General features: G+C 59.4%; 25 protein-coding genes. 13 read left to right on the top strand and 12 right to left on the bottom strand.

What is annotated here, in order from left to right:
- Positions 1-366 precede the first annotated feature (366 nt).
- The 7 genes from HFK74_RS31550 to HFK74_RS31520 all read right to left on the bottom strand — a co-directional run bounded on the left by HFK74_RS31550 (position 367) and on the right by HFK74_RS31520 (position 6,203).
- A complete protein-coding gene (locus HFK74_RS31550; protein ID WP_180206945.1) occupies positions 367-852 on the bottom strand; it encodes a hypothetical protein in 486 nt (161 codons plus the stop codon).
- An 82-nt stretch (positions 853-934) separates the two neighbouring features.
- A complete protein-coding gene (locus HFK74_RS33365; protein WP_257230489.1) occupies positions 935-1,072 on the bottom strand; it encodes a DUF4287 domain-containing protein in 138 nt (45 codons plus the stop codon).
- A gap of 232 nt (positions 1,073-1,304) precedes the next feature.
- The gene (locus HFK74_RS31540) at positions 1,305-1,733 is read right to left on the bottom strand and encodes a HEPN family nuclease (protein ID WP_180206944.1); all 429 of its coding nucleotides are present in this window, start codon (positions 1,731-1,733) and stop codon (positions 1,305-1,307) included.
- A gap of 126 nt (positions 1,734-1,859) precedes the next feature.
- Positions 1,860-2,774 (bottom strand): hypothetical protein, encoded by a 915-nt coding sequence (locus tag HFK74_RS31535; protein WP_180206943.1) that lies wholly within the window; start codon positions 2,772-2,774, stop codon positions 1,860-1,862.
- 226 nt (positions 2,775-3,000) lie between these two features.
- Positions 3,001-3,783 (bottom strand): hypothetical protein, encoded by a 783-nt coding sequence (locus tag HFK74_RS31530; RefSeq protein ID WP_180206942.1) that lies wholly within the window; start codon positions 3,781-3,783, stop codon positions 3,001-3,003.
- A gap of 265 nt (positions 3,784-4,048) precedes the next feature.
- Positions 4,049-5,002: a restriction endonuclease gene (locus HFK74_RS31525; RefSeq protein WP_180206941.1), complete on the bottom strand. Its 954-nt coding sequence runs from the start codon at positions 5,000-5,002 to the stop codon at positions 4,049-4,051.
- A gap of 553 nt (positions 5,003-5,555) precedes the next feature.
- The gene (locus HFK74_RS31520) at positions 5,556-6,203 is read right to left on the bottom strand and encodes a TetR/AcrR family transcriptional regulator (RefSeq protein WP_008059841.1); all 648 of its coding nucleotides are present in this window, start codon (positions 6,201-6,203) and stop codon (positions 5,556-5,558) included.
- A gap of 125 nt (positions 6,204-6,328) precedes the next feature.
- On the opposite strand from HFK74_RS31520, the gene HFK74_RS31515 reads away from it, so the two are divergent.
- From HFK74_RS31515 to HFK74_RS31455, 13 genes are all read left to right on the top strand, one after another.
- Entirely contained in the window at positions 6,329-8,365 is a 2,037-nt protein-coding gene (locus tag HFK74_RS31515; RefSeq protein ID WP_180206940.1) for an NADH:flavin oxidoreductase, read from the top strand.
- 125 nt (positions 8,366-8,490) lie between these two features.
- Positions 8,491-9,798: a Xaa-Pro peptidase family protein gene (locus tag HFK74_RS31510; protein WP_180206939.1), complete on the top strand. Its 1,308-nt coding sequence runs from the start codon at positions 8,491-8,493 to the stop codon at positions 9,796-9,798.
- A gap of 13 nt (positions 9,799-9,811) precedes the next feature.
- Entirely contained in the window at positions 9,812-10,621 is an 810-nt protein-coding gene (locus HFK74_RS31505; RefSeq protein ID WP_180206938.1) for an amino acid ABC transporter ATP-binding protein, read from the top strand.
- A complete protein-coding gene (locus HFK74_RS31500) occupies positions 10,621-11,262 on the top strand; it encodes an amino acid ABC transporter permease (RefSeq protein WP_180206937.1) in 642 nt (213 codons plus the stop codon). Before HFK74_RS31505 ends, HFK74_RS31500 begins: the two co-directional genes overlap by 1 nt.
- Positions 11,259-11,918: an amino acid ABC transporter permease gene (locus HFK74_RS31495; protein WP_180206936.1), complete on the top strand. Its 660-nt coding sequence runs from the start codon at positions 11,259-11,261 to the stop codon at positions 11,916-11,918. Before HFK74_RS31500 ends, HFK74_RS31495 begins: the two co-directional genes overlap by 4 nt.
- A gap of 58 nt (positions 11,919-11,976) precedes the next feature.
- Entirely contained in the window at positions 11,977-12,810 is an 834-nt protein-coding gene (locus HFK74_RS31490) for an ABC transporter substrate-binding protein (RefSeq protein WP_180206935.1), read from the top strand.
- Positions 12,811-12,913: 103 nt separating this feature from the next.
- Positions 12,914-13,921: an Ldh family oxidoreductase gene (locus HFK74_RS31485; RefSeq protein ID WP_180206934.1), complete on the top strand. Its 1,008-nt coding sequence runs from the start codon at positions 12,914-12,916 to the stop codon at positions 13,919-13,921.
- Between the two features lie 140 nt (positions 13,922-14,061).
- Positions 14,062-14,976 (top strand): LysR family transcriptional regulator, encoded by a 915-nt coding sequence (locus HFK74_RS31480; protein ID WP_180206933.1) that lies wholly within the window; start codon positions 14,062-14,064, stop codon positions 14,974-14,976.
- A 106-nt stretch (positions 14,977-15,082) separates the two neighbouring features.
- Positions 15,083-16,012, top strand: a complete 930-nt coding sequence (locus tag HFK74_RS31475) for a hydroxymethylglutaryl-CoA lyase (RefSeq protein ID WP_180206932.1) — start codon at positions 15,083-15,085, stop codon at positions 16,010-16,012.
- Positions 16,013-16,037: 25 nt separating this feature from the next.
- Complete coding sequence (locus tag HFK74_RS31470; RefSeq protein WP_180206931.1) at positions 16,038-17,228, top strand: CaiB/BaiF CoA-transferase family protein; 1,191 nt, start codon at positions 16,038-16,040, stop codon at positions 17,226-17,228.
- Between the two features lie 12 nt (positions 17,229-17,240).
- A complete protein-coding gene (locus HFK74_RS31465; protein ID WP_180206930.1) occupies positions 17,241-17,765 on the top strand; it encodes a gamma carbonic anhydrase family protein in 525 nt (174 codons plus the stop codon).
- A 65-nt stretch (positions 17,766-17,830) separates the two neighbouring features.
- Entirely contained in the window at positions 17,831-19,147 is a 1,317-nt protein-coding gene (locus HFK74_RS31460) for an MFS transporter (protein WP_180206929.1), read from the top strand.
- 54 nt (positions 19,148-19,201) lie between these two features.
- Positions 19,202-20,488, top strand: coding sequence for an OprD family porin (locus HFK74_RS31455; RefSeq protein WP_180206928.1), 1,287 nt, complete (start codon positions 19,202-19,204; stop codon positions 20,486-20,488).
- 63 nt (positions 20,489-20,551) lie between these two features.
- Here the strand turns inward: HFK74_RS31455 and HFK74_RS31450 are convergent, their stop codons facing one another.
- From HFK74_RS31450 to HFK74_RS31430, 5 genes are all read right to left on the bottom strand, one after another.
- A complete protein-coding gene (locus tag HFK74_RS31450; protein ID WP_180206927.1) occupies positions 20,552-21,925 on the bottom strand; it encodes a DUF1329 domain-containing protein in 1,374 nt (457 codons plus the stop codon).
- Between the two features lie 33 nt (positions 21,926-21,958).
- A complete protein-coding gene (locus HFK74_RS31445) occupies positions 21,959-22,372 on the bottom strand; it encodes a GFA family protein (RefSeq protein WP_180206926.1) in 414 nt (137 codons plus the stop codon).
- Positions 22,373-22,380: 8 nt separating this feature from the next.
- Positions 22,381-23,772 (bottom strand): MFS transporter, encoded by a 1,392-nt coding sequence (locus tag HFK74_RS31440; protein WP_180206925.1) that lies wholly within the window; start codon positions 23,770-23,772, stop codon positions 22,381-22,383.
- A gap of 72 nt (positions 23,773-23,844) precedes the next feature.
- Positions 23,845-24,384: a flavin reductase family protein gene (locus HFK74_RS31435; RefSeq protein ID WP_180206924.1), complete on the bottom strand. Its 540-nt coding sequence runs from the start codon at positions 24,382-24,384 to the stop codon at positions 23,845-23,847.
- A 66-nt stretch (positions 24,385-24,450) separates the two neighbouring features.
- Positions 24,451-25,512 carry an LLM class flavin-dependent oxidoreductase gene (locus tag HFK74_RS31430; protein WP_180206923.1) on the bottom strand — a complete coding sequence of 354 codons (1,062 nt, stop codon included), beginning with the start codon at positions 25,510-25,512 and terminating at the stop codon, positions 24,451-24,453.
- Positions 25,513-25,548: the final 36 nt, after the last annotated feature.

Genomic DNA, 25,548 nt, shown 5'->3' with positions numbered 1-25,548 from the left:
GACTGCTTTTGGCCGTTCGCTGCCTGTGGTAACGAGCGACAATCGACTCATTATAGATAGTCCGTCCCGCCTTCACCGATAGTGGTAGCAGTTGGCAGGTTGCGGAGATATTCATCCTCCAGACGTCGGCTGGACCAGATGCGGTTGAGGTAACAGATGTAGTGTTTCAACAGCACCGGGAGGTAGTAGGACAGTCACCCGGTTGAAGCTGGGGTCACCCCATCGAACCCCGGTGTCGCTAGGTCGAACTGCCTGACAAAAGCCTCCACCACCCGGATCGGGTGATCTTCGGCGACGAAGTCATACAGACCCTCATGTCGGAAAGGGACAGGAGTGATTTAAGACTAATCACTTTGACCCCTTTAACTAGGTGCCATTCGCCTGAGCGCATGCCTTTTTGACTTTCGCCCGAAGGAACATTGCCAATAGGTTGATTTTTGCCTCGGTATCCAGATTGCTATATGACTTCACCTGGCGCTTGTGTGCCTCTGCAAGCTTCTTGTATGCGCTTTGAATCTGCACTTTGTGCTTAGCTGACAGCGATGCATAGATGTTCTCAGCATCTGTGGGGGATAGCTCATAGTTCGGTCGATGGGCAAAGCGGTTGCGCAATTTTCCAAAAGACGAAAGCGGAGCTTTCAAATCCGCTGATAGACCAGAAATGCACGCAAGTAGAACTTTTTCGTCATAGTCAGCGTTGAGATCTTTGGCGAACCTCTTGTACTGGGGAAGAGTCGATTCTAGGAACTCTCCTACCCAGTGTTCGATATGAATGTGGGCTCGAATAACCAAGCCGAGGGCGTCTTGGCTGTTCAGAGCCTCATGGAACTGGTCGTCAGTAAGTTCTTTCATGGTACCCAGCATTCAGGTTAAGGGCCGCGGAACACGGTTCCAGTGAGCGAAGCGAACGGCTTGAGCGCATTGTTAGGCACTTTTAGCGGACGCATAGGAAATGCGCAACGAGAGCGTTAGCGTTAGCGTGACCATGGCCCATACCGTATTCAGTTTTTAGCCAGGGAGTCGCAGCAACTGCGACATAGCCCAGGGAGAAACGCGACTTGGATGACGGCAAGCTTAACTGCGGTAAAAACTCAGCGCAGCAAGCCGACGCTACCTATTTGCTACCAAGTCTGTCCCACTGCTAATGACCGATTGCTGGCTGTCGCGAAGGGCAGCCAACGATCCAAAGCCGCCCTTCGTGAAGGGTAGAAATCAGCCAAAAGCGGACACTAACGTTTGGTTAAGGGGCGGGCTTTAGCCCGTCCCAGGGAGCGAAGCGAACGGCTTGAACCATTAGCTATATGTCACTGCTGCAACAAATGTTCGAGTAAATTTCTCATTAAGTTCTTGATTTGATTTGTTGGTATCTTTGCCTCGAAGCCATTTTTATCCGCAAAATAGAAGCCTTCGCATGGTCGGTGATCATTTGGAAATGGGTTTACCCTACAATGAGCGACAGAGTTTCGTAGGTGGCGTATTATTTCCCTCAGATTTAACTCTTGTGGCTCTTTGTTTGCACCAGCATTGAGAATGCATTCTGGATTAAAACCCCAAGCCTCCAATTCTTGGAGGGAAGTCTCAGGTATTAATTCCCGCATTTTTTCATGTGGGAAAAACAAAAGCCCGATGAGCCCATTCAGTAGTTGTGTGGTTTCATACTCGCCATTGTATGTGTCAATAAGATTTAGGCTGCGTTGCATGAAGAGTCGTTCGAAATTGTTGAAATAGCTCATACAGTTATCTCTGGCGTATATATAAGTAGGCGACATAAGTGGCGTAGTGTTTCTCGCCACTTATGTTGCATGTTCTTAATAGAAAACTCGGTCACCTGGGCAGAAAATATAATAAGAGCATAACTGCTAGGTGTTGAGGTACCGTTGAGTCCATTCTTCATCAAGCTTTTTCATCTTTTTCTTGTTTAAGCCCCTAGTCCAAGGGAGCCGGCGCCATTCTGCGTGGCGAAGGGTATTTGTAAGATGCCGCGCTCTTCTCCGAGCCCCCCAACCACCTAGCCTTCGAACTTCGGCACTTAACCTAGCGCGATTCAGATGACCAGAGCGCGCTTTAGCGTCTGCGGCTGTAATCAGCTCATAAGGTGGTAGATCTTCAAGCCTCGCTGCTTCAGCCCAAAGCAAGTCGATCATAATGAGGCAGCGCCGCCGAATTCCATCGTGGCAAACCAACCATGTCGTAATTTCGCTGCGAAGACGGTCGTGCCTCAACTCCTCTTCGGTGGGCCCGATAGATCCGTAGCATTTAAGGTATTCAGAATTGCCGTCTAGCAAAGTGCGAAGAGGTGCTCCCTGCCTCAGCAACTCCGTGCCAAAAATCGGATAGATTTCATCAATTTTGATATGGCCTTGCAGTATTCTTGAACAGAGATCACTAAGCATGCCACAAACATTACGAACGGACGCCTGAGCCCATGAGGACGCGATGCCGTTAGAAGATGATTTTACAAACTCGCGTAATTCTTGGAGTTTTATATGATGAGCGATTTGATAATAGTCTTGTGCCTTGCGTCCAAGAAATACAATCGTCGCCCAGTCGCCTTGGAGTTCAGTCCATCTACGTCGGTACATCTCCGCCCAATCCAACCTTTGTTGTTGTCGTTGTCCAGATAGTATTCCTACCTGAGCTCCTCCCACCACCACCAAAAGTATAGTTGCTAATGCAGTTAGCTCGGCATCCGTCATAATTTTCCCGCCATCTGTTTCGCCACCAATAGTCGGATGATGGCCAATGATCGAAAGAACCGCAATTGGCATCGGCATCTGAATCTGAATCTGGAGACCCGCGCCTCGCCTTATATCGCCCACCGGTTTTTAGATTGATCCGATTGACAGCTTTTGGCCGTTTTCTGTCTTCCACGAAGGGCAGCTTTGGGTCGGTTGCGGCCCTTCGCGACAGGCAGCAAACGGCCAAAAGCAGACTTTCGAATTGAACTTGGGAAATTATGGGCGATTACTTGTGCCGCAAAGCGTCTCTATCTAATGAGGTCTAGATCACACATGGACCGGCGTCATTCAAAAGAGAGACAGCAAACTGCACTTGAGTTCCTCGAACATATCCGGCGCTCTTCCGCCAGCGGTTTTGAACTCCGACCAATTTAGATTCACTTGGGGTCCAGAACAATCCCTCTCGTGATTCAGTAACCAGCCAAATGCCACCGCCGCTGAGGCCCGGTGGCTCGGGCGCTTCAACGGTTCCTTCTTGGGACGGCGAGATGTTCGACGTCATGTTGTACTCGAGCGCAATGTCGTGCGCCGGGTTCAGATGAGAGGGAAATGGATCGCAAGAGTTCGTGACGTAACACATAGTCCCTGCGCCGACTGTTTTTTCAACCATTGATGCGCGCGACCAGGCGCTCGGTGCGCCATAGATAGCAAAAAGCCGTGATTCATCTGCTGATACCCCATGGAGAATGCGCGTCTCGGCAAGAAACTCTCTGCACGTTGCGATTCGGTCTCCTCCTTCTGCACTCAGTTCGAGCAGTGCAATGTCGAGAGAATCACTCTCCCCTCCACCGACCGTTAGAATCCGTCGGATGAAAGTGTTTTTCGTGTTGCCATCCTTACTGAACAACACTGCGATCGCACGCGAGTCTAGGTGCTGCCCCTGGCTATCGATCACCACGTGGGCTGCAGTTAACAGATAGCGAACACCTTGTAGTTCGATGCATGTTGCGCTTCCTAAGCCCTTCGGCTGGTCGGCATCGAGGTCCCAGATCAGCAACGTCACTGAGTGCCGCATCAGGCTCTGCTGAACAGCAGTGGTGGCCATTTTAAATCGCGTCAGATCTTGATCTGTATGAGCACTTGTCATCTGAACCACTACCATAAATGTGGAATATCATTAGTGCTACTGTACTCGAGCCATTACGATTGGCCCAGTGGCGGGCTTATGCACCTAAGGGCCGTTGGACGCTTCTGATGGCTGCCTCTCATCACGAGCGACGGCAATCGACCCGAAGCAGCCTTTCAATGTGAATGGGGGCTGGGTCAATCACTCCCCCCTTCATCATCCGAAATGGATAGGTGACATATCGCTACACATCTAGCAAAGGAACCCCTAGCTCGCGGAGTGCAGAATTCACCAATTTCAGAGCCTTCTGCCGAGTGCTTTCGAGCTTCCTGCTTAGGACTGGTTCGATCTGAAAATACGGCCCGTCGGGTTCCGACGACAGTGATCTGATAAGCCCTTGCTGCAATCCAGTATCAAAATCCATTCTTAGCTGAATTAGCGCCTTCACCGTTTTGGACAAAGAGTTTTTAACGGTAGCATTCGAGAAAAGATGCCCGGGGCAAATCCGAGATATCAAGGCGCCCTCACGATCTCTCCATATGCCTGTATTCAACGCATTTATCGTATCGCCAATCGCTTGGCTAAACGCAGGCAGCGAGCTCTCCCCCCAAATTGGAGTCATGAAAGCCGGACGAATGAATAGCCGAGCGACGAGGGCACCTGCCTCCTTGTCGTCTGATGGATCGAGCTCGGCAACTAATTCGCGAATCGCGCCTGACTCACGAGGGAGCTCCTCACCTTCGAAGAAGCGCCGCAGGACAGAATCTGCATGAAAACGCAGTTGCTCTTCAAACTCAGTTCCAGCCCATATCTGAACAGCATCTACCCCTTTCGACTTGGCGTGAGCAATACATTTTTCCTTAGTTTCTGCGCTTACATTACTTCCTACTACGATGACAATTTCAGCCGGAGGATGAGCCAGACTTGCCACAATCTTGTCTATGTCACTAATGCCTTTCGTGCTGGTGAAGGCTTTCCAGTTCGCGCAGGCAAAAACAACGGTTTCCGGGTCGCCATACCAATTGTCTCGCACTCCAATGATGTCTTTGCCATCATCCCCTCCGGTCTGCCCGAACCAATCCAAAGTATGCCAAGCATGCATCCTAAAAAGCGACGCGAAAACTAGACGTTCAAACTCATCTCCTGACAGGTTTAAAAAATGGATGGGGAAGACTTTTTTCTGAAAACGAAGAGGCATTGCGGCTCCAACCCCGGCGACAATGACGTTCGCACCGAGGGTACAAAAGGGGTTGATCAAAATGAGGGCGGGTGAGGCTTGCCCCGAGCGTTACCAAGCGTCACTGGTGGAGCTCAACATGCTGAGGTGGCGCTGGTTTCGATTCAGTAATCTCAGCTTAGCGGCGCTGATAATACTGGACAGCTGAAACGTCAAGACAGTCCTTTTGTGAACATCTGCAGCCCACCGATCCAGATGCTTCGTTCTGACGCTGCCTTCCCCTCACCAGCGCCAACGGCTTAGGTGTATCTCAATGGGCTTTGGCCAATTGGCCAGAGGCAGCTATTGTCAGATTTCTGACTTACACGAGGGGCAGAAAACGACCCAAAGCTGACGGTGGCTACAAACAGAAATCGGCCAAAAGAGCTCGCTGCCAATGAGCGAATCGCCCTGGCGTCCTTCCTGGACTGCCCCATTCAGCCAATTCAGTCAGGTATCGGGACGGCCGAGACAGTCTCGAAAACAAGGTGGACCGCGCGCAACTTCAAAGAAACCGGGTTGTGAGTCGATGTTTTTAGACGTTCAAATCGGCACCGCTAAAACCGTTGCGCTGATAAAAGCGCTCCAGCTCACGGGCTTCCGGCTCCCTGCCGGTGAAAATCTTCAGGTACTCGGGGATGTAGCGCATGCGCTGGGCCAGGGGTTCCCGGGTTTTCATGCTGATGTAACCGATTTGCGTGAGGTAGATCGTACGGGCGCGGGTAATCGCAGCATCGTGTTCAAAGCCGAAACGGTCGAACATCTGCCGCAATGCCTCGACGCGCTGCGCGTCAGCCTCGCCGATTTCCTGCGCCACTTCCGGTGATTGCAGCGCCCAACTGCGCATGGCGAACTCGAACTGCGAGTCGAACAATTCGCTGTTAAGCCAGCAGTCGAAGACGTTGAGAATCGCCTCGGTGATGGACTCGGCATAGGCCTGGGATTTGCTCACCAGGTTGAAGGTGTTCTTGTTTTTCCATTGCTCGATCAAGGCTGCGAGCAAGGCATCGCGGTCTTCGAAAAACCAATAGAAGCTGGTGCGCGACAAATTCAGTTTTTTCGCCAGCGGCATCACTCGCACGGCATCGACGCCTGACTCGGTCAGGCTTTCGTAGGCCGCATTAAGCCAGCCTTCCAGTGAGCCTCGGCCTGCCTGTTCCGCCGTTGAGGTGGTTGCTTTCATGGGCATTTCTTCCCTGTCTGAATTTGCATTTCTTGGTCAACTGTACACCAGTGTCAAGAGTATTGACACTGGTGTACAGAGGGGCATATTGTCGGCGTGCCTGATGACCTGTCTGCGAGACCGATATGAAAAACGATCCGCTACTTCAGCCTTATCGCCTCAAGCATCTGACCCTGCGCAACCGCATCATAACCACCTCCCACGAACCGGCTTACCCGGAAGACGGGATGCCGAAAAAGCTCTACCGGGCCTACCACGTTGAACGTGCCAAAGCCGGTGTAGCCATGACCATGACCGCAGGCTCCGCCGCGATCTCCCGTGACAGCCCGCCCGTGTTCAACAACATTCTGGCCTACAAGGACGAAGTGGTCGGCTGGATGAAAGACCTGACCGACGAGTGCCACGAACATGGTGCGGCGGTGATGATCCAGCTCACTCACCTGGGCCGGCGTACCCGCTGGGACAAAGGCGACTGGCTACCGGTGGTGTCGCCCTCCCACAATCAGGAACCCGCACACCGCGCCTTCCCCAAGCAGCTCGAACAGTGGGACATCGACCGCATCATTGGCGACTACGCCGATGCCGCCGAACGCATGAAAGCCGCCGGCCTGGACGGCATCGAGCTGCAAGCCTACGGCCACTTGATGGACCAGTTCTGGTCGCCACTGACCAACGAACTGGAAGGGCCGTACGGCGGCTCGCTGCAAAACCGCTTGCGCTTTACCTTCGATGTGCTCACGGCCATTCGCAAACGCGTGGGCTCGGAATTTATCGTCGGCATTCGCTACACCGGGGATGAAGTCCTCGCCGGCGGCCTGCAAAAAGAGGAGGGCTTGCAGATCTCCCAACTGTTGAAAGACAGTGGCATGATCGACTTCCTTAATGTGATTCGCGGCAACATCGCCACCGACGCCGGGCTGACCGACATCATCCCGATCCAGGGCATGCGCAATGCCCCGCACCTGGACTTTGCCGGAGAAATCAAGGCGCTGACCGGCTTCCCGACCTTCCATGCAGCGAAAATTCCCGACGTGGCCACGGCGCGTCATGCCATTGCCTCGGGGTTGGTGGACATGGTCGGCATGACCCGCGCGCACATGACCGACCCGCACATCGTGCGCAAGATCATCGAAGGCCGTGAAGACGATATCCGTCCTTGCGTGGGCGCCAACTATTGCCTGGACCGCATTTACAACGCTGGCGCTGCCTACTGCATCCACAACGCCGCGACCGGTCGTGAAACCACCATGCCTCATGAAATACCCAAGGCTGCGCAGAAGCGCAAAGTGGTGATTGTCGGCGCCGGCCCTGGTGGCCTGGAAGCGGCACGGGTGGCAGGCGAGCGCGGCCACGAGGTGGTGGTGTATGAGCTGGCGGACAAACCCGGCGGACAGATTCGCCTGACCGCGCAGTCCGAGCGACGCAAAGAAATGATCAGCATCATCGATTGGCGCATGGCGCAATGCGAGCGCCTTGGGGTGACGTTTCACTTCAACACCTGGGCCGACACCGCGATTGTTCTCGATGAAAATGCCGACGTGGTGATCGTGGCGACCGGGGGCATGCCGCACACCGAAGTGCTGGAACACGGCAATCAATTCCTGGTTTCAAGCTGGGACATTATTTCCGGCGACGTGAAGCCTGGGCGCAATGTGCTGGTGTACGACGATGCGGGCGACCACGCCGGCCTGCAAGCCGCCGAATTCATCGCCCGCAGTGGCGCCAAGACTGAAATCATGACCCCCGACCGCTCGTTCGCGCCGGAAGTCATGGGCATGAACCTGGTGCCCTACATGCGCTCGTTGCAGCAACTGGACACCACCTTTACCGTCACCTACCGGCTCAAGGCTGTGGAGAAACAAGGCGACCAATTGCTGGCGACGATCGGCACCGATTACAGCGACCTGACTAAAACACGCCTGGTGGATCAGGTGGTGGTCAACCACGGCACCCGGCCGCTGGACGAGCTGTATTTTGAACTCAAGCCCTTGGCCAGCAACGAAGGCACCGTGGAGTACATGGACCTGATTGTCGGCAAGCCGCAAACCGTTGCGAGCAACCCCGAAGGGCGCTTCCAGTTGTTCCGCATTGGTGATGCCGTGGCGTCGCGCAATACCCATGCGGCCATCTACGATGCCCTGCGGCTGGTCAAGGACCTCTAGCTGCCGTGTGTCACCCACAACAATAAAGACAGCCGTCCCCTGATTTAGAAGCCTTTAGTTACTGCCCCGACAGTTGGCCTGATTGATTTGATGAACATCAAACTCTTCCCAGCGGAGGTTGTTGCATGCATACGGGTTCTGATTCCATTGAGCTGCTCACAGCGTTAACCGAACGCGACCTGCGCTTTCGCAGCGATGCCAAGGTCACTGAACATGCCCTGGCGCCGGTCGACACGGCGTTACTCGATGCGTATACCGCCATCGACCGCAAAGCCCTGCGTCATTACCGCCTGGAGCGCATTCGCGAGCAACTGCGCGCCCAGGATTACGCCGGCATTCTGTTGGCCGATCCGATCAATATTCGCTATGCCACCGACACCAATAACCTCGGTTTGTGGGTGATGCACTCGCCCAGCCGCTATGTGTTTGTGGCCACCGACGGCCCGGTGGTGCTGTTCGAGTTCACCAGCAGCCGGCACAACAGCGAGCACGTGGAAACCATCGATGAAATTCGCCCGGCGATTCCCTGGCTGTATTTTCTTGCCGGCCCCCGCGTGCAGGAAAAAGCCGAGCGCTGGGCCCAGGAAGTGGCGGACCTGATGGCCCGCCACGGTGGCGGCAATCGCCGCCTGGCGGTGGACCGTTGTGACCCTTGGGGCGCGCAGCGCCTGACGCATAAGGGCATTGAGCTGTTCGATGCGCAGCCGTTGATGGAGCAGGCACGCTTGATCAAATCGGCTGAAGAGGTTGCCAGCCACCGGGTGTCCATGGGCGTGTGCGACCTGGCCATTGCCCGGATGCGCACAAGCCTGGTGCCGGGGGTCACTGAAAACCAGCTGTGGAGCATCATGCACGGGACTAATGTCGCGCACGGCGGGGAATGGGCCGAAAGCCGCTTGCTCAGCTCCGGGCCGCGCACCAACCCGTGGTTCCAGGACGCCACCGACAAGGTCATCAAGGCCGGTGAGATGGTCTGTTTTGACACCGACATGGTCGGGCCCGGTGGTTACCTTTCGGACATCTCTCGCAGCTTCGTCTGCCCCGGCAAGGCGCCGACAGCGGCCCAGCGCGACTTGCTGGAAATCGCCTCGCAGCAGATCAACCACAACGTCGAACTGCTGCGCCCGGGCCTGTCCTTTCGCGAGTTTGCCGAACACTGTTGGCCTGTGCCCAAGCGCTTTGAGCACAACCGCTACATGATGATGCTGCACGGCGTCGGCCTGGTGGACGAGTACCCCAGCGTCGCCTACGCCGTGGATTTCGCCGAGTGGGGCTACGACGGCCTGTTCGAGGAAAACATGGTGGTGTCGGTGGAAAGCTACATCGGTGAACAAGGCGGTGGGGAAGGGGTGAAGCTCGAGGAACAGGTGCTGATCAGCGCCAACGGGCCGATAAAACTTTCGCGCACGCCCTTAGTCGACGGCGATCGATAGCTGGAGCAAAACCATGAGCAGTATGACCGTGATCGAAACCGCACCCTCCCTGGCGCCGCGCCCAGTGGCCAGCGCCGAACCGTTCTTGCGCCTGGAGGGCATTCATAAACAGTTTGGCCCCTATCCCGTCCTGCACGACGTGTGTTTTGAAATGAGCAAGGGCGAGGTGGTGGCCATTATCGGGCCCAGTGGTTCGGGCAAAAGTACCTTGCTGCGCTGTATCAATCAGTTGGAGCCGCCGACCCAGGGCCGGGTCAGTATGGATGGCGTGCACATCGAAGCTGGCAAGACGTTGCCCCGTACAGAGCTGCTCAAGCTGCGCCGGCGCATTGGCATGGTGTTCCAGTCGTTTAATCTTTTTCCGCACCTGACGGTACTGCGCAATGTCAGCCTGGCGCAAATCCGTACCTTGGGCCGTAGCGCCAAAGAGGCCGACGCCCGCTCCATGCAACTGCTCGAACGCGTGGGGTTGGCCGACAAGGCCCAGCATTATCCGGCGCGCTGCTCCGGTGGCCAGCAACAACGGATCGCCATCGCCCGCGCCCTGGCATTGGACCCTGAATTGATGCTGTTCGATGAGCCGACCTCGGCGCTGGACCCCGAGCTGGGCCTGGAGGTGCTAGCGGTGATGAAAGAACTCGCCTGCGAAGGCATGTCGATGATCGTCGTGACCCACGAGATGCACTTCGCCGAAACCGTGTCCGACCGCGTGGTGGTGATGGCCGAGGGGCGAATCATCGAGCAGGGACCGAGCCAGCAAGTGATGCGCCAGCCCGAGCATGAACGGGTGATCCAGTTCCTCCAGGCCGTGAGGAATCGCTGATGCAAGACATCCTGATGATGCTGTTGAACGGTGTGCCGTGGACCCTTGCCGTCACCGTGCTCGCCTTCTGCGTCGGCGTGGTGCTGGGGTTTCCGATCTGTGCCCTGCGCCTGTCCAGGGTCAAGCCCCTGCGTTTCCTGGCGGCCATGCTGGTGCTGACCCTGCGCTCCATTCCGCCGATTGTCTGGCTGTTTTTCATCTTCTTTGGCATCGGTGGCGGCTATATCAGCCTGTCGCCGTTTACCGCGGCAGTGGTCGGCCTGGGGCTGATCACGGCGGCGCACATGTCCGAGGTGTACCGCGGTGCTTTCGCGGCGATTCCCATCGGGCAATTCGAAGCCGCCCATGTGCTTAACCTGTCGGCATCACAACGGTTTTTCGATGTGGTGTTACCGCAGTTGGTGCGCATCGCCATTCCCACCTCGGCCACCTACGCCATCGGCCTGCTCAAGGATTCGGCCGTGGCCTCGACCATTGGCGTCGGCGATATCAGCTTCCAGGCCTATCAGGTTTCACAACAGACCTTTCAGGGCCTGAGCGTCTACAGCGCGGCGGCGGTGGTTTACCTGGTGCTCAGCGTGCCGGTGGCCTTGTTCTCCCGTTGGCTCTCGGCCACGTTGAAACAGAGGATTGCCCGATGAGCGAACTGCTGACGATGTGGGCCCAATGGCTGCCGGAGTTGTGGAAGGGCTTTGTGCTGTCGATGCAGGTCACGGCGGTGAGCCTGGGCCTGGGTATTGTACTGGGGCTGGTGCTGGCACTTGGTGTCTCGGCCCCGAGCCGCTGGTTGCGTTACCCGTCTTTGGTCATCGTGGAGCTTGGGCGCGGTGCGCCGGCGTTGATCCTGCTGCAGTATTTTTACTTTGGCCTGCCCAGCGTCAACCTGACCTTGACCTCGTTCTGGGCTGCCGCGCTGGCCATGGCGTACTGCACGGCGGCCTACACCAGTGAAATCATTCGCGGTGGCATCGAGGCGGTGGCCCCAGGGCAAACCGAGGCCGCCGAGGTGATCGGCCTCAACCGGTTCGACGCCCTGCGCTTTGTGATCCTGCCTCAGGCCTTGCGGGTAGCGCTGCCGTCGCTGCTGGGGTTCTCGATCATGATGTTCCAGGCCTCGTCGCTGTGTTTCACCATCGCCCTGCCAGAAATCGTCAGCCGGGCGTCCTCCATAGGTTCCTCCACGTTTGAGTACATGCCGGTGCTGATCCTGGCCGGTTTGCTGTATGCCGCTGTCTGTGCCCCGGCGACCCTGGGCGTGGCAGCGCTGGAAAAAAGACTGGCACCCAGCCAGCCATAACAACAAATGCCACTCACGCCGTTTTCGGCTGCTGCTCTCTTATTGCAAAGGTGACGTCATGACTCGCTCATTCAAACATTTTACCCGTTGGATGTTCTTGTGCTCGACCCTGGCCGGCGTGCCGTACGCCCTGGCCGAATGCACCCCGGCGAACCAGTTTGAAACCATTACGCCGGGTGTGCTGACCGTGGCGGCGTATGTCTTCCCGCCTTACTCGATACCGGGGCCGAACAACCAGTTGAGCGGCGTGGATGGCGAGATCATCAAGCGCATCGCCGAGCGCGAATGCCTGAAGGTCAAGACCATGGTGGTGGACACCGCAGCGGTGGTGCAGGCGGTGGTGTCAAAGCGCGCCGATGTCGGCATCGGTGACTGGTACCGCACGGCGGAGCGCAGCAAGGCGTTGGGGTTGTCGGCACCGTTGTACCTGGACGTGATGGGCATTATTTCGGATGAGGGCTACACGAAGATTTCCGAACTGGACGGCAAGCGCATCGGCACCGTGCAGGGCTACCTGTGGGTGGACGATTTGAAGAAGGCCTTTGGCGATAATCTGGTGCTCTACCCGAACCCGGTGGCCATGGCCCAGGACCTGGCGTCCAAGCGCATCCAGGTCGGCGCGGACAGCTTCGCGGTGGGGGTTTCTTCGCAGCAGAAGGGCGCGTACCCCGGCAAGAGCATCAAGGTGTCCGAGCCCGATCAACGGGTCAAGGCCACGCTTGAGCCTGGGCAGAGCGCCTTCCCGTACACCAAGTCCAACGCAGCCTTGGGCGAGGCGCTGGGCAACAACATCCAGGCCTTGCATGCCTCGGGCGAAATCGCTGAAATCCTCGCCTCGTTTGGCCTGGACCGCGAGGCTGCGCAGGTGGGTGAGCCGAGGATGATTCAGTAAAGATAATCAACTGAACGACACAAATCCTGTAGGAGCGCCCAAAGCCGCTCCTACGGGTTCTCAAGCTGCGGCATACCTACAATCCGAGAACACTGAAGCCACCATGGACGACGACAAACCCGAAAAGCGCCTGTCCCTGACCGATGCCACCACCTTCGCACAACAGCTCTGCCTGGCTCATGGCACCAGCTACGCCGTGGCCTCGGCGCTTGCCAACGCCACGGTATCAGCCCAGGCCCATGGCCAACACGAAGTCGGTTTCGGCCATTTGCCTGACTACCTCAGCGGCTTTGCCACCGGCCGAATCGCCACGGCTGCCGAGCCCATCGTGACCCAGGTCGCGCCGGCCATGATCCGCTGCGACGCGGCCCAAGGCATTGCGCAACTGGGGTTCGATCGCGCTTTCCCGGTGCTGTGCAGCAATGCGCATCAACTGGGTATCGCCCTGTTTGCGCAGTTCAACGCTTTCACCTGTGGCGAGCTGGGCTATTACACCCGTCGCCTGGCGCGCGAGGGGCTGGTCGCGTTGGCGTTCACCAATGGCTCACCGCTGCTCACCGTGGCGGGCCAGAGCCGGCCGCTGTACTCCACCAACCCCATCGCATTTGCCGCCGCCAGTGCTGCGGGTCGTTTACTGGCGATTGACCAGGCCAGTAGCGCCACGGCCTACGTAAACCTGCTTCGGGCCGCTGAAGCGGGGGAGGCGATACCGGCCGGCTGGGCGGTTGATGCACAAGGCAATGAAACGCGCAGCGCGCGGGAGGCACTGCACGGGACGTTGCTGGCATTCGGGGGCGGTCGCGGTGCCAACATCGCGTTGATGGTCGAGGTGCTCGCGGCGGGTTTGACGGGGGCCAATTGGTCCTTGGATGCAGCAGATTTCCGTGCCGGCAGCGAATCCCCAGGGGCTGGCATGCTGGTGATTGGCATTGCTCCCAGGTTGCTGGACGAGTGCTTTGCCTCACGGCTGGGCGAGCAGATGACGCGGCTGGAAGCCTTGGGCGTTTACCTGCCGGGCAAGGCCAAGGAGCAAGCCTATGCCCGTGCGGTCCGCGAGGGCATCAGCCTGCCGTTATCGGCGTACGACGCGTTCAAGGCGCAGGTGCAATAGTCAAACCCTTCGCCACCGCCGGCCGCGCCGATCAGGCTCACAAGGCGACCCTTGCACATATCCCGGGCATCTGCGAAAACCTCACGCAAATCGAAAGAGCAACGCCTGGTACGTGCCAGGCGATGAGTTGAGGGCAGGGCATGACGCAACACCTGGATCACTTTTCCTTGCGCCTGTTCATCCTGGTCTGCGATGAGGGCACCATCGCACGCGCCAGCGAGCGGGCGTTTATCGCGCCATCGGCGGTCAGCAAGCGGATTTCCGATATCGAGGCGCGCTTCGGTACGCCGCTGCTCAAGCGCAGCAAACGCGGGGTTGAACCGACACCGGCGGGTGTCGCACTGCTGCGGCACGCGCGGTCGTTGACGCGGGCGATGGAGCGGCTCGACAGCGAACTCAGCGAGTACGCCGAAGGCGCCCGTGGGCATGTCCGGGTATTGGCCAACGTCTCGTCGATCATGGAGTTCCTGCCGGAGGAATTGTCTGATTTCATGCTGGAGCATCCCAGGATCCAAGTCGACATCGAGGAGCGCTTCAGTCCTGATGTGGTGCGAGGGGTGGCTGAGGGCAATGCCGACCTGGGCATTTGTCGGCGTTCGATGGCGGTGGGTGACCTGGAGTTCCTGCCGTTTCGGCAAGACCATCTGGCGGTCGTGGTGGGTGCCAACCATCCTTTGGCGGGTCGCTCCAGCATCGCGTTCGCCGAGACGCTGGCGTTCGATCACCTGGGATTGTCCGCGTTCGCCACGCTCAACAACTTCATGCGCGAAGAAGCCGCACAACACGGCCAGGAGCTGCGTTTTCGCTCCTATGTGTCGTCGTTCGATGCAGCGTTCCGCCTGGCGCAGTTCGGTCTGGGGCTGGCGGTGTTTCCGCTGGAAGCGGTTGCGCGATACGCCCGCTTGTTTGACCTGAGCATCATTGCGCTGACCGATGAGTGGGCGTTGGGTGAGTTCGTGATCTGCGTACGTGATCGGGAGGCGCTATCGCTGTCGGCGCGAAGGCTGCTGGATCATCTGCTGTTGCGCGCTCCGCCGCTGCAAGCCCGACCTTGAGTGTATCCATCGTGGTTGACGATGGATCAGCCCGTAAATCACGTCTTTTCGCTGTACCGATGGCTCTCTAATCTGAAACCACGCTTCAGACCGTGAGAGCCTTTTGATGACAACAATAACAATCAACGAAGTCGGCATGCGCGATGGTTTGCAAAGCCTTCAAGCCATCATGCCCACCACCGCCAAGCGCCAGTGGATCGATGCCGCCTATGCGGCGGGCGTGCGTCATATGGAGGTCGCCTCCTTCGTCCCCGCCAAACTGCTGCCACAGATGGCAGATGCCAAGGAGGTCGTGGCGCATGCCTTGAGCTACCCGGACCTGGTCGTCACCGTACTGGCACCCAACCTGCGCGGCTGCCGCGATGCGCTTGAGTCCGGTGCCCACCGCATCATTGCACCGGTTTCTGTCAGCTCGGCCCATAGCCTGGCCAACGTGCGTCGCACGCCGCTGGAGATGGTCGAGGAGCTGGGGCTGATGTGCCAGCTGCGCACCGGGTTGGGCTTGCACAACGTGCAGGTGATTGCCGGAATGTCGGTGGCCTTCGGCTGCACCCGACAGGGTGATGTGCCATTGAGCGACCTCTGCGAGTTGACCGGTCATGTGCTGGAAGCCGGTTGTGACCTGGTTTCGCTTGGCGACACCACGGGCTACGCCAATCCGGGCCAGGTGGCGACGACCTTGCAGGCCGTGCGGGCCATCGCTGGTGACAAACTCCGGGCCGCGCATTTCCATGACACCCGAGGCCTGGCACTGGCCAACAGCCTGGTGGCCGTGCAGCAAGGGATTACCGAGCTCGATTCGTCACTGGCCGGGTTGGGCGGTTGCCCGTTCGCGCCGGGGGCGTCCGGCAACACCGTCACCGAAGACCTGGTGTTCATGCTGCAAGGCATGGGCTACGACACCGGCATCGACCTGGCCTCGCTGATCGCCTCACGGGATGTGCTGCGTGAGGCGTTGCCAGGCGAGAGCCTCTACGGCTGCATCGCCCGCGCCGGCCTGCCACTCAATTACGCGCCTGTTGCCAACCGCTTCTGAGCCTGTCCGATCGAGGAGAACAACAATGTCCAGACTTCCCTTGGACGGCATTCGTGTCGTCGAAATTTCTCACATGGTGATGGGGCCGACCTGCGGGATGATCCTCGGTGATCTGGGTGCCGAGGTGATCAAGATCGAACCGACCCGTGGCGATGGCACACGCCGTTTGCTGGGCGCCGGTGCCGGCTTTTTCCGCACCTTCAACCGCAACAAGCAATGCGTCGCCATCGACGTCAATACCGCGCAAGGCCGTGAAGCCGTGCTGGAGCTCATCGACACGGCTGACGTGTTCATCGAGAACTTCAAACCCGGTCGCATGCAGGAACTGGGCTTTGGTTACGCAGCGATTCGCGAGCGTAACCCGCGCATCATCTATGCCTCGCACAAAGGCTTCCTCAACGGCCCGTACGACAACCGCCTGGCCCTGGATGAAGTGGTGCAGATGATGGCTGGCCTTGCCTACATGACCGGCCCGGTCGGCCGGCCTTTACGTGCCGGCAGCTCGGTGAACGACATCATGGGCGGCATGTTCGGGGCCATCGGTGTGCTTGCCGCGCTTAATGATCGCAACGTCACCGGCGTTGGCCGCGAGGTGCAAAGCGCGCTTTACGAAAACTGCGTATTGCTCGCGGCGCAACATATGCAGCAGTACGCCGTGACCGGCCAGGCGGCTGCGCCGATGCCGAACCGCATCAGTGCCTGGGCCATCTACGACGTGTTCGAGTTCGCCAACGGCGAGCAGATGTTCGTGGCGGCCACCGGCGAAGGGCAGTGGAACGCCTTGTGCCAGGTGCTGGGCCAGACCGCATTGCTCGACGACCAGACCCTGGCCACCAACAACGATCGTGTCCTGCAGCGGCCACGATTGCTGGCTCACCTGGCTGAAGTCTTTGCCACCATGGATGCCCAGGCGCTGGCGCTGAAGCTTGAAGCCAACAGCATTCCGTTCGCGCCGATCCGTCGGCCGGAGGAGTTGTTCGAAGATCCGCATCTGCTGCAAAGCGGCGGTCTGGCCAACCTTGAGCTGGAAGACGGAACATTCACCGCCATGCCTTTGCTGCCACTGTCCCTGGATGGCGAACGCCTGCAGGCGCGCCGATCGATTCCGCGTATCGGGGAACACACCCACAAGGTCATGCGCGAGCTGGGTTACAGCGATGAACACATTGCCGAACTGTGTGCGGCGGGCGTCCTGAAAACCGACGTTGCGGCCTGAGGGGAATCTGCCATGGCTATCTATCAATTCGACACGCTTGTTCCTGCGATTCACCCTGAAACCTTTGTCGCCGAGGATGCCACCGTCATCGGCAATGTCTCCCTCGAACAGGGCGTCAGCGTCTGGCCCCAAGCGGTGCTGCGCGGGGACAACGAACCGATTCGCATCGGTCAACACAGCAATGTGCAGGAAGGTGCGGTGCTGCACGCCGACCCCGGATTTGCGCTGACGGTAGGCGAGGGGGTCACCATCGGTCACCAGGCCATGTTGCATGGTTGCACCATCGGCGATGGTGCGCTGATCGGGATTCAAGCGGTCGTGCTCAACGGTGCGGTCATCGGCAAGAACTGCCTGGTTGGCGCCGGAGCGATTGTCACCGAGGGCAAGGTGTTCCCGGACAATTCGCTGATTCTGGGCGCGCCAGCCAAGGTCGTGCGTGAGCTGACGCCTGAAGCCATCGCCGGCATGCACCGTAACGCCCGGGACTACGTCATCAAGGGGCAGGTTTACAAAGACAAACTGGTACGAATCCGCTAAACCCCGTTGGGCAACGTCCTTGAGGACGTGCCCCTCTCCAATAATTACAACAATGGAGAAACATCATGGTTGCCATGACTGGTGCAATTTCGGTTGCGCGCAGCGAAGAAACGATCAACGAGCTTCTGCTCTATCGGCGAGTGGCCTGGCGCATCATGCCGCTGGCCATCATCTGCTTTCTGTTTTCCTATTTTGACCGGATCAACATCAGTTTCGCCAAAACCCAGATGCAGCAGGAACTGGGCTTGACCGACGCGGCCTATGGCCTGGCGGCGAGCATGTTTTTCATTGGCTACGTACTGTTCGAAGTGCCGAGCAGCCTGGGCCTGAAACGCTACGGCGCGCCCGCCTGGATCTGCCGGATCATGGTCTCCTGGGGCCTGGCCACGGCGGCGATGATGTTCGCCTACACCCAATACACGCTTTACTTCTTGCGATTCCTGATTGGTGTGATGGAAGCCGGCTTTGGCCCGGCGATCCTGTTCTACCTGGCGTGCTGGTTCCCGAAAAAGCACCTGGCGAAGATGAACGGGCTGTGGTTCCTGTCGGTACCGCTCGCCGGGGCCTTGGGCGGCCCGGCGGCCGGGATTTTGTTGGGCACGATGGACGGCGTGCTCGGCCTTGCCGGTTGGCACTGGCTGTTCCTGATGTCCGGTTTGCCCTGTGTGGTGCTGGGCTTGTTGGTGCTGTGGAAGCTCGATCGGGATATCGAATCGGCCAAGTGGTTGAGCCGAAGTGAGAAAGACCTGCTGGCGGCGAACCTGGAGCATGACAAGAAGAACCAGAAACCGGTGCTGGGGTCATTGTGGCGGGTGTTGCTGACGCGGGAAGTGGCGATCATGGCGTTGATCTACTTCGTGATCAAGACCGCTTCCTACGGCCTGAATTTCTGGATGCCGCACCTGATCAAATCGTCCGGCGTACACAGCGTGTTCTGGGTCGGCATGTTGTCATCGCTGCCCTACATCGTGGCGTGCATCGGCATGATCTGGCTGACCCGGCTCTCGGACCGCACCGGTGAGCGCAAGAAGTACCTGGTGATGTGCCTGTTGCTGGCCGCCATCGGGTACCTGCTGGCCTGCCTGTTCTCCGATTCATCCTGGGCCATGATGGCGGCGCTGGTACTGGCCACGGCAGGCACCTTCATCGCGATCCCGATTTTCTGGACGATACCGCAATCGACCTTCTCGGGGCTGGCGATCGCCAGCGGCACGGCGGCCATCAACTCCATCGGCCAGCTCAGTGGCATGGTCGCGCCGGTGATGGTGGGCAAGATCAACGACGTCAGCGGGACCAGCTACATGGGCATGCTGTCCATCGCGCCGATGATCCTGATCGCCTGTTTTGTGGTGATGCGCTACGTCAGGAATCCTAAGGTCTGACCGGATTCCCCTGCATCCTTCACTGCTGATAACAACAATAAGACAGGCGCCAACATGACCTTGTTTAACACACAGCGGGCATCGCTGATGCTCGCGACGCTTTGCTGCGCTTCGCATTCGGCGGTTCATGCAGGTTTCGTCGACGATGCAAAGGGCAGTCTGGAACTGCGTAACTTCTACTTTGATCGTGATTTCCACGGTGATTCCGCCACCCAGTCCCGACGGGCCGAATGGGCCCAGGGGTTCATGTTGAAGCTCCAGTCCGGCTTCACACCCGGCCCCGTGGGTTTTGGCGTGGACGCCGTGGGCATGTTGGGGATCAAGCTCGATTCCAGCCCGGATCGCTCCGGTACCGGTTTGTTGCCCCGGGGTTCGGACAAGCGTGCCGTGGATGACTATTCAAAGGCCGTCGGCGCGTTCAAGGCCAGGTTGTCCGAGACAGAAGTGCGTGTGGGCGGTCTCAGCCCACAACTGCCGTTGTTGGCGTCGAACTACAGTCGTCTGTTTCCACAGTGGTTCAACGGCGCCCAGCTGGTCAGCAAGGACCTGGACAGGTTTACCTTCACGCTGCTTGAGGTCGACGCCACCAAGCTGCGTGACTCCACTGATTTCGAAGACCTGACGGCCATGGCGCAGCAGGGGGCTTATTCGGCAACGGTGACCAGTGACCGGTTGTACTACGCGGGGGTTGATTACCAGCCGCTGAAAAACCTGACGCTGAGTGTTCACACAAGTCAGCTTGAAAACCTGTTTCAGCGCAACTTCGCCGGCTTCAAATACAAGACCGCGATGGGGCCGGGCGAAGCGTTCACCGAATGGCGCTATTTCTCTGCCCGCGAAGCAGGTCGCGAGTTGCTTGGCAAGGTCGATAACAGGACCTTGAGCACTAACTTCGGCTATTCGATCCAGGGGCACACGTTCAGCGGCGGTTACCAGAAGGTCAATGGCGATACGGCTTACGCTTACGTCGGCGGAACGGACACCTACCTGTTCAGCGAGCAACAAATCAGCACCTTTGCGCTGGCCAATGAGCGCGCCTGGATGATGCGCTATGACTACGACTTCGCGGCCCTCGGTGTGCCAGGGCTGACGTTCAATCTACGTTACGTGAAGGGCGACCAGGTCGATCCGCAACGCATCAGCAGCGTCAAAGGTCGCGCCTTGAATGCCGCAGGCGGCGAGGGTGAGGAATGGGAGCGCACGACCGACCTCAGCTATATCGTCCAGTCAGGACCTTTGAGGAATGTTTCGCTGCGCTGGCGCAACGCAACGATGCGCTCCAATTTCGCGGATGCGGCGGACGAAAACCGGATCATCGTGGGTTACACGTTGGCGTTTTAGTCGAGGTCTGAGGGGCTTGAAAAAGGCGGCTGGATAGCCGCCAAATACACGTGGATGACGCGATCAGCGCACGCCCGCCTGACGCAGTGCGGCCGGGGTGTAGTTGTTCGCCGAAGCGACGGCGCCGAATTCAATGCTGCGCTTTTCCTCGTTTTTCAGGCCCAGTACCGAGTAGCGACCGGACTGCAGGTCATACAGGGCTTCGGCGGTATAGCCCGGCGCCTGCTTATGGTAGTACTGCTGGGCATGCCCTTCGCCGACGCGCCACAGTTGGCCACGGCCGTCGTAATGGTCTACCTCGGCCAGTTGCCAGGTGTCTTCATCGAAGTACATGTGGCGTGTCGCATAGATGTGACGCTGGCCGGGCTTGACCTTGGCCACCACTTCCCACACCCGGTGCAGTTCGTAGCGGGTCAGGTCCTGATTGATATGACCGGCCTTGAGGATGTCGGCGTACTTGAGGTTGGGTGAATCGAGCTTGTAGCTGTTGTAAGGGATGTACAGCTCCTTTTTCCCGACCAGTTCCCACGTGTAGCGATCCGGCGCACCGTTGAACATGTCGAAGTTGTCCGCGGTGGCCAAGCCATCGGCAGCCGTGGCCGGACCATCATAGGCAACCTGTGGTGCGCGGCGCACGCGGCGCTGTCCGGCGCTGTACAGCCAGGCATCGCGCGGTTCCTTCACCTGGTCGATGGTTTCGTGCAGCAGCAACACGTTGCCGGCCAGGCGAGCCGGTCCTGTGACGCGCTGGATGAAGTAGAACAGGATGTTGTCGGCCTTGCTCTTGTCCAGGTCAGGCAGCTCGCTCGGATAAGAGATCTCGTCCTCCAGCTGGACCATGCTGAACGCCCCGTCCGCTTGCGGCTGGACGCGGGTTACCAGGCGGTGGAGGTTGCCGCCCCGATAACGAGTCATGTGGTTCCACAGCACCTGGATGCCATTTTTGGGCACCGGGAATGCGTAGTAACGGGTATTGGCAAAACCGCTCAGGCCATTGCCGCCGTCCACTTCTTCAGTCTTGACCGCGCTGGCCTTGATGACCGAATAGATGCCTGTTGGCAGCGCTGCGCTGCGGTGAGTGGGGTAGACGGGGATCTTGTAGCTGTCCGGGTAACGCTTGAGCATTGCCAGCTGGCCGGCAGACAGCTTGTCCTTGTACTTCTCGGCGGTGGCCGCCGTGATGACGAACAGGGGTTTTTCGTTGGCGAACGGGTCACTCAAAAAGCCTTTGCTGTCCACCGTGCCAGCCGTTGTCGGCAGGCCTGCGGTCCAGGCCGGAATGCTGCCGTCGGCGTTCGCGGCTTTGACGGCACCCATGGGCGTCAGTGTCGTGCCCAGCTGTGCAGCCTCTTCGGGAGAGACCTTGGCCATGACGGCCGTGGCCAGCAGCGAAAGCGCCAGGGCGCCGGTTTTCATCAGTATTTTTGTTGTTTTCATGAAGTCGCTCTCAAGTGTTGGAACGGTGGTGTTTCACTCGGTGGGTGTCTGTTCGAAGCACGGCAGCGTGCGATCGATGACCACCCACGGCTGTGCCGAGGCGCACCACAGGTGCATATCCGGTGTGGGGTTGGCCGGCTGGACCAGGGTGCCGGCCTTGACCGCCAACAGGCCGGGCATCGCGCTGATTTCGGAATACAGCGCCGAGCCGCATCGGGTGCAGAAGTAACGCTTGACCGGCAACCCGCTGCCACCGGCCTTGGAGTAGCAGCCAAGGCTTGAACCTTCGACCCGAAAGCCTTGGGCGTGCACCAGCAGGTTGACCGAGAAGGCGCTGCCGGTCTGTTTCTGGCAGTCGCTGCAATGGCAGACCGCGGTGGACAGCGCACCGAGGTGGCTGGAGTAGTGGATGCCGCCGCACAGGCAGCTGCCTTTGATCATGTTCATGAGCGTTCTCATCGGTTTGGGGTCAGTTCAGCGCGCTGCCATTCTCGGGCTCGCCGGGCGGTGTGCTCGAAGCTGTGGCGGGCGCAGAGCAGCAGCGGGCAAGCGAGGACGCAGGCGATCAGCGTGACGACCAGGATCGAGTAGCGAATGGCGGCGGGGTCGACCAGCACGTAGTCGGTGATCACGCCGATCGCCAGCGGGCCGATGCCCACCCCGAGCAGATTGAGCACGCCGGTAAACAGCGCGATGAACTGTCCACGCATCGGCGCGGGCGCTAATTCGACGATCAATGCCGGGCCGATGCCGAACAGGCTGACCCAGAGGGCCGCGCTGAGGGCCAGGAACGGCAGTGCCAGCGTGGCGCTGGGCGCCAGCAGCAGCGGGGTGACGCACAGCGGCAGGACGATGCTGGCGCAGATCGCCACGCGCAGGTTGCCATTGGCCACGCCGCGGCGGCGCCAGTATTCACCCAGCCAACTGGCACCGAGCACACCCAAGGGCGAGCTGACGCACATGATCAGGCCCATCACGGTACCGGCCTTGGCGTAAGTCCAGCCGAACTCGCGGACCAGATAGCTGGGGACCCAGGCGCCGCCGCCGTACACTGCGGCGTTATAGCAGCCCATGCCAATCACGATGGCGACGAAGGTGCGCCGGTTTGCGCGCAAGAACGCCAGCACTTCACCCAGTGGCACGCCCGACGCCACTGCGCTCGGCGTTGTCCGTGTGGCGCGATTGAGTCGTGGTTCCGGCACACCGGCCATCAGCAGCAGAACGATCAGCCCCGGCAGGCCGATCGACATCAGTGTGGTTTGCCAGGGCGCCAGGGTGCCGAGCAAGGGCAGGGTCAATGGATGGGCGCTGAAGTAGCCGAGCACCAGTCCGGTGGCGAGCAGACCTCCGCCAACGCCGATCGGGCCACCGGCGCCAAAAACGCCAAGGGCGCGGCCGCGCTTGTGCGGCACGAACAGGTCGCTGATCAGCGATACGGCGCCCGGTAGCAAGACGGCTTCGCCGACCGCCACCCCGACGCGAGCCAGCAACAGGTGCCAGAACTCGCTGGCCAGGCCGCTGGCAGCGGTGGCCAGGCACCACAAGCCAATACCGACCATGATGATCAGGCGCCGGTTGCCACGATCGAGCGCGCGCGCGATCGGCAGGCCGGCCAGGGAATAGAAGGCGGCAAAGGTGAAGCCATGCAGCAGGCCCATCCAGGCATCGTTGACGTGCAGCGCTTGCTGGATCGGCCCGACCAGCAGGCTGAGGACCTGCCGGTCCATGATCGAAAAGACATAGGCGAGCGTCAGCACACCCAGGGCATAGTGGGCTCGGCCCTGATTGAGCTGTAATGGCGTGGCACAAGGCGTGGCCGGCGCCGGGACGGTCGTCGTGCTGGTCATCGACGGTTTACCTCTTGGGCTTGTTCTTGTGGTCGAGGCCACACGGCGCACTCGTCGCCGCGCGGTACTGCCTTAGCGGGCCGACGCGACGGCATCGGGCTGCTGCCAGAGGTTGTTGTCCGCGGCGACAGGCAACAGGCGTCGGTAGCCACCGCTGTGGAACACCAGCGGGGCCTTGTCGAAGCGGTCGAAGGCCAGCACTTCACCGACCAGGATGATGTGGTCGCCACCCTCGTACTGATACGTGGTCTTGCACTGGAAGCGCGCCGAGCAGCCGTCCAGCAACGGTATGTCGCGGGTGCCGCGTTGCAGGTCGAGACCGCTGAACTTGTCCGCGGCGCTTTTGGCGAAGCGGTTCGACAGCGGCTCCTGGTCCGTCGCCAGGATGTGCACGGCGAAGTGCGAACCTTCGGTGAAGGCGCGTGCCGACGAGGAATTCTTGTTGATGCTCCACAGCACCATCGGCGGGTCGATCGACACCGAGTTGAAGCTGTTGGCGGTCAATCCGTAGTCCTGGCCATCCGCGCCGCGGGTGGTGACGATGGTAACGCCGGTGGTGAAGGCGCCGAGCGCCTGGCGGAACTGCTTGGGATCGAAATGCTGGGTGTTCATGAGGGGTACTCCAGTTGCCGCCGGGCGTGCCGGCGACTGATTGTTATTGGACAGGAGTGCAAGGGCTCAGCGGTTGAGCAGCGGCATGACCAGGCGGCCGAAGCGCTCGGCTTCTTCGTGGTGCGGGTAGCCCGACAGGCAGAAACCGCTGCATCCGGCATCGACGAACGCCAGCAACTGGTCGGCGACCTGTTGCGGGTTGCCCACCACGGCAATACCGGCACCGGGGCGCACTTCGGTGATGCCGGTCCACAGGTGCGGGGTCATCTTGCGGCCGACGGTGTGGGAGAGCTCTTTCATCCGTTGGTTGGCAACGGACTCGGCCATCATGGTTTTCACCTGCTCGGTCCAGGTCGGGTCGGCGCCGTTGACCAGGGTATCTGCCGCGGCCCAGGCCTCTTCTTCGGTTTCCCGGCAGATGATCTGCAGGCGCATGGCGAACTCGATGGCTTCGCCGCGGCCATATTTGGCGGCCCGCTCACGCATGTCCTTGATCTGTTCGGCGATGCGCTCCGGGTAGTCGCCCCAGAACAGGTGGACGGCGGAGTGCCTGGCGGAAATGTCTGCCGCCTGCTCCGAACCGCCGCCGAGGAAGAACGGCGGGTGTGGTTGCTGGAAGGGCGCCGGTATGACTTTCGGGCCGTGCGCCTGGTGGTACTTGCCTGCGTATTCCACGCCTTCCTCGGTCCACAGGCGTTTCATCAGTTCGACTTCTTCTTCCAGCTGCTCGTAGCGTTCTTCCTTGGAGACGATCTGGCCCTCGGCGTAAGCGTCTTTCTCGCTGAGGCCGGCGATCAGGTTGATGTAGATGCGTCCCTTGGACAGCTGGTCGAAGGTGGCGAACATCTTGGCCTGGGCGACCGGGTGGATGAAGCCGGGCTTTACCGCCACCAGGGCCTTGAGCTTTTCGGTGCGGGCGATGACGAAGGCGGCGGTGACCCAGGCATCCCAACAGAAGGGCGTCACGGGGACCAGCACGTAGTCGAATCCGGCCTGTTCGGCGGCGACGGCTACCCGCTCGAAATGTTCGAGGGACTGCGGGATGCTTTTACTCGGGTCGCTGAAGGCAGTGGTGTCGCCAATCGTTGGAATGAACCAACCCATCTGCAGGGATTTTTTATTGTTCATGCTTGGGCTCTTGTACCGGGGGAACGTTGGAGCCAC

The organism is Pseudomonas sp. SbOxS1, from assembly GCF_013416725.1.
GTDB lineage: Bacteria > Pseudomonadota > Gammaproteobacteria > Pseudomonadales > Pseudomonadaceae > Aquipseudomonas.
The sequence above is the reverse complement of the archived record's forward strand: the minus strand, read 5'-3'. Positions and strand labels throughout refer to the sequence as shown.

Bases quoted from the DNA above. Each gene is read 5' to 3' on its own strand.
- HFK74_RS31550 (WP_180206945.1), bottom strand. From the start codon at position 852: ATGAAAGAACTTACTGACGACCAGTTCCATGAGGCTCTGAACAGCCAA.
- HFK74_RS31540 (WP_180206944.1), bottom strand. From the start codon at position 1,733: ATGAGCTATTTCAACAATTTCGAACGACTCTTCATGCAACGCAGCCTA.
- HFK74_RS31535 (WP_180206943.1), bottom strand. From the start codon at position 2,774: ATGCCGATGCCAATTGCGGTTCTTTCGATCATTGGCCATCATCCGACT.
- HFK74_RS31530 (WP_180206942.1), bottom strand. From the start codon at position 3,783: ATGGCCACCACTGCTGTTCAGCAGAGCCTGATGCGGCACTCAGTGACG.
- HFK74_RS31525 (WP_180206941.1), bottom strand. From the start codon at position 5,002: ATGCCTCTTCGTTTTCAGAAAAAAGTCTTCCCCATCCATTTTTTAAAC.
- HFK74_RS31520 (WP_008059841.1), bottom strand. From the start codon at position 6,203: ATGAAAGCAACCACCTCAACGGCGGAACAGGCAGGCCGAGGCTCACTG.
- HFK74_RS31515 (WP_180206940.1), top strand. From the start codon at position 6,329: ATGAAAAACGATCCGCTACTTCAGCCTTATCGCCTCAAGCATCTGACC.
- HFK74_RS31510 (WP_180206939.1), top strand. From the start codon at position 8,491: ATGCATACGGGTTCTGATTCCATTGAGCTGCTCACAGCGTTAACCGAA.
- HFK74_RS31505 (WP_180206938.1), top strand. From the start codon at position 9,812: ATGAGCAGTATGACCGTGATCGAAACCGCACCCTCCCTGGCGCCGCGC.
- HFK74_RS31500 (WP_180206937.1), top strand. From the start codon at position 10,621: ATGCAAGACATCCTGATGATGCTGTTGAACGGTGTGCCGTGGACCCTT.
- HFK74_RS31495 (WP_180206936.1), top strand. From the start codon at position 11,259: ATGAGCGAACTGCTGACGATGTGGGCCCAATGGCTGCCGGAGTTGTGG.
- HFK74_RS31490 (WP_180206935.1), top strand. From the start codon at position 11,977: ATGACTCGCTCATTCAAACATTTTACCCGTTGGATGTTCTTGTGCTCG.
- HFK74_RS31485 (WP_180206934.1), top strand. From the start codon at position 12,914: ATGGACGACGACAAACCCGAAAAGCGCCTGTCCCTGACCGATGCCACC.
- HFK74_RS31480 (WP_180206933.1), top strand. From the start codon at position 14,062: ATGACGCAACACCTGGATCACTTTTCCTTGCGCCTGTTCATCCTGGTC.
- HFK74_RS31475 (WP_180206932.1), top strand. From the start codon at position 15,083: ATGACAACAATAACAATCAACGAAGTCGGCATGCGCGATGGTTTGCAA.
- HFK74_RS31470 (WP_180206931.1), top strand. From the start codon at position 16,038: ATGTCCAGACTTCCCTTGGACGGCATTCGTGTCGTCGAAATTTCTCAC.
- HFK74_RS31465 (WP_180206930.1), top strand. From the start codon at position 17,241: ATGGCTATCTATCAATTCGACACGCTTGTTCCTGCGATTCACCCTGAA.
- HFK74_RS31460 (WP_180206929.1), top strand. From the start codon at position 17,831: ATGGTTGCCATGACTGGTGCAATTTCGGTTGCGCGCAGCGAAGAAACG.
- HFK74_RS31455 (WP_180206928.1), top strand. From the start codon at position 19,202: ATGACCTTGTTTAACACACAGCGGGCATCGCTGATGCTCGCGACGCTT.
- HFK74_RS31450 (WP_180206927.1), bottom strand. From the start codon at position 21,925: ATGAAAACAACAAAAATACTGATGAAAACCGGCGCCCTGGCGCTTTCG.
- HFK74_RS31445 (WP_180206926.1), bottom strand. From the start codon at position 22,372: ATGAACATGATCAAAGGCAGCTGCCTGTGCGGCGGCATCCACTACTCC.
- HFK74_RS31440 (WP_180206925.1), bottom strand. From the start codon at position 23,772: ATGACCAGCACGACGACCGTCCCGGCGCCGGCCACGCCTTGTGCCACG.
- HFK74_RS31435 (WP_180206924.1), bottom strand. From the start codon at position 24,384: ATGAACACCCAGCATTTCGATCCCAAGCAGTTCCGCCAGGCGCTCGGC.
- HFK74_RS31430 (WP_180206923.1), bottom strand. From the start codon at position 25,512: ATGAACAATAAAAAATCCCTGCAGATGGGTTGGTTCATTCCAACGATT.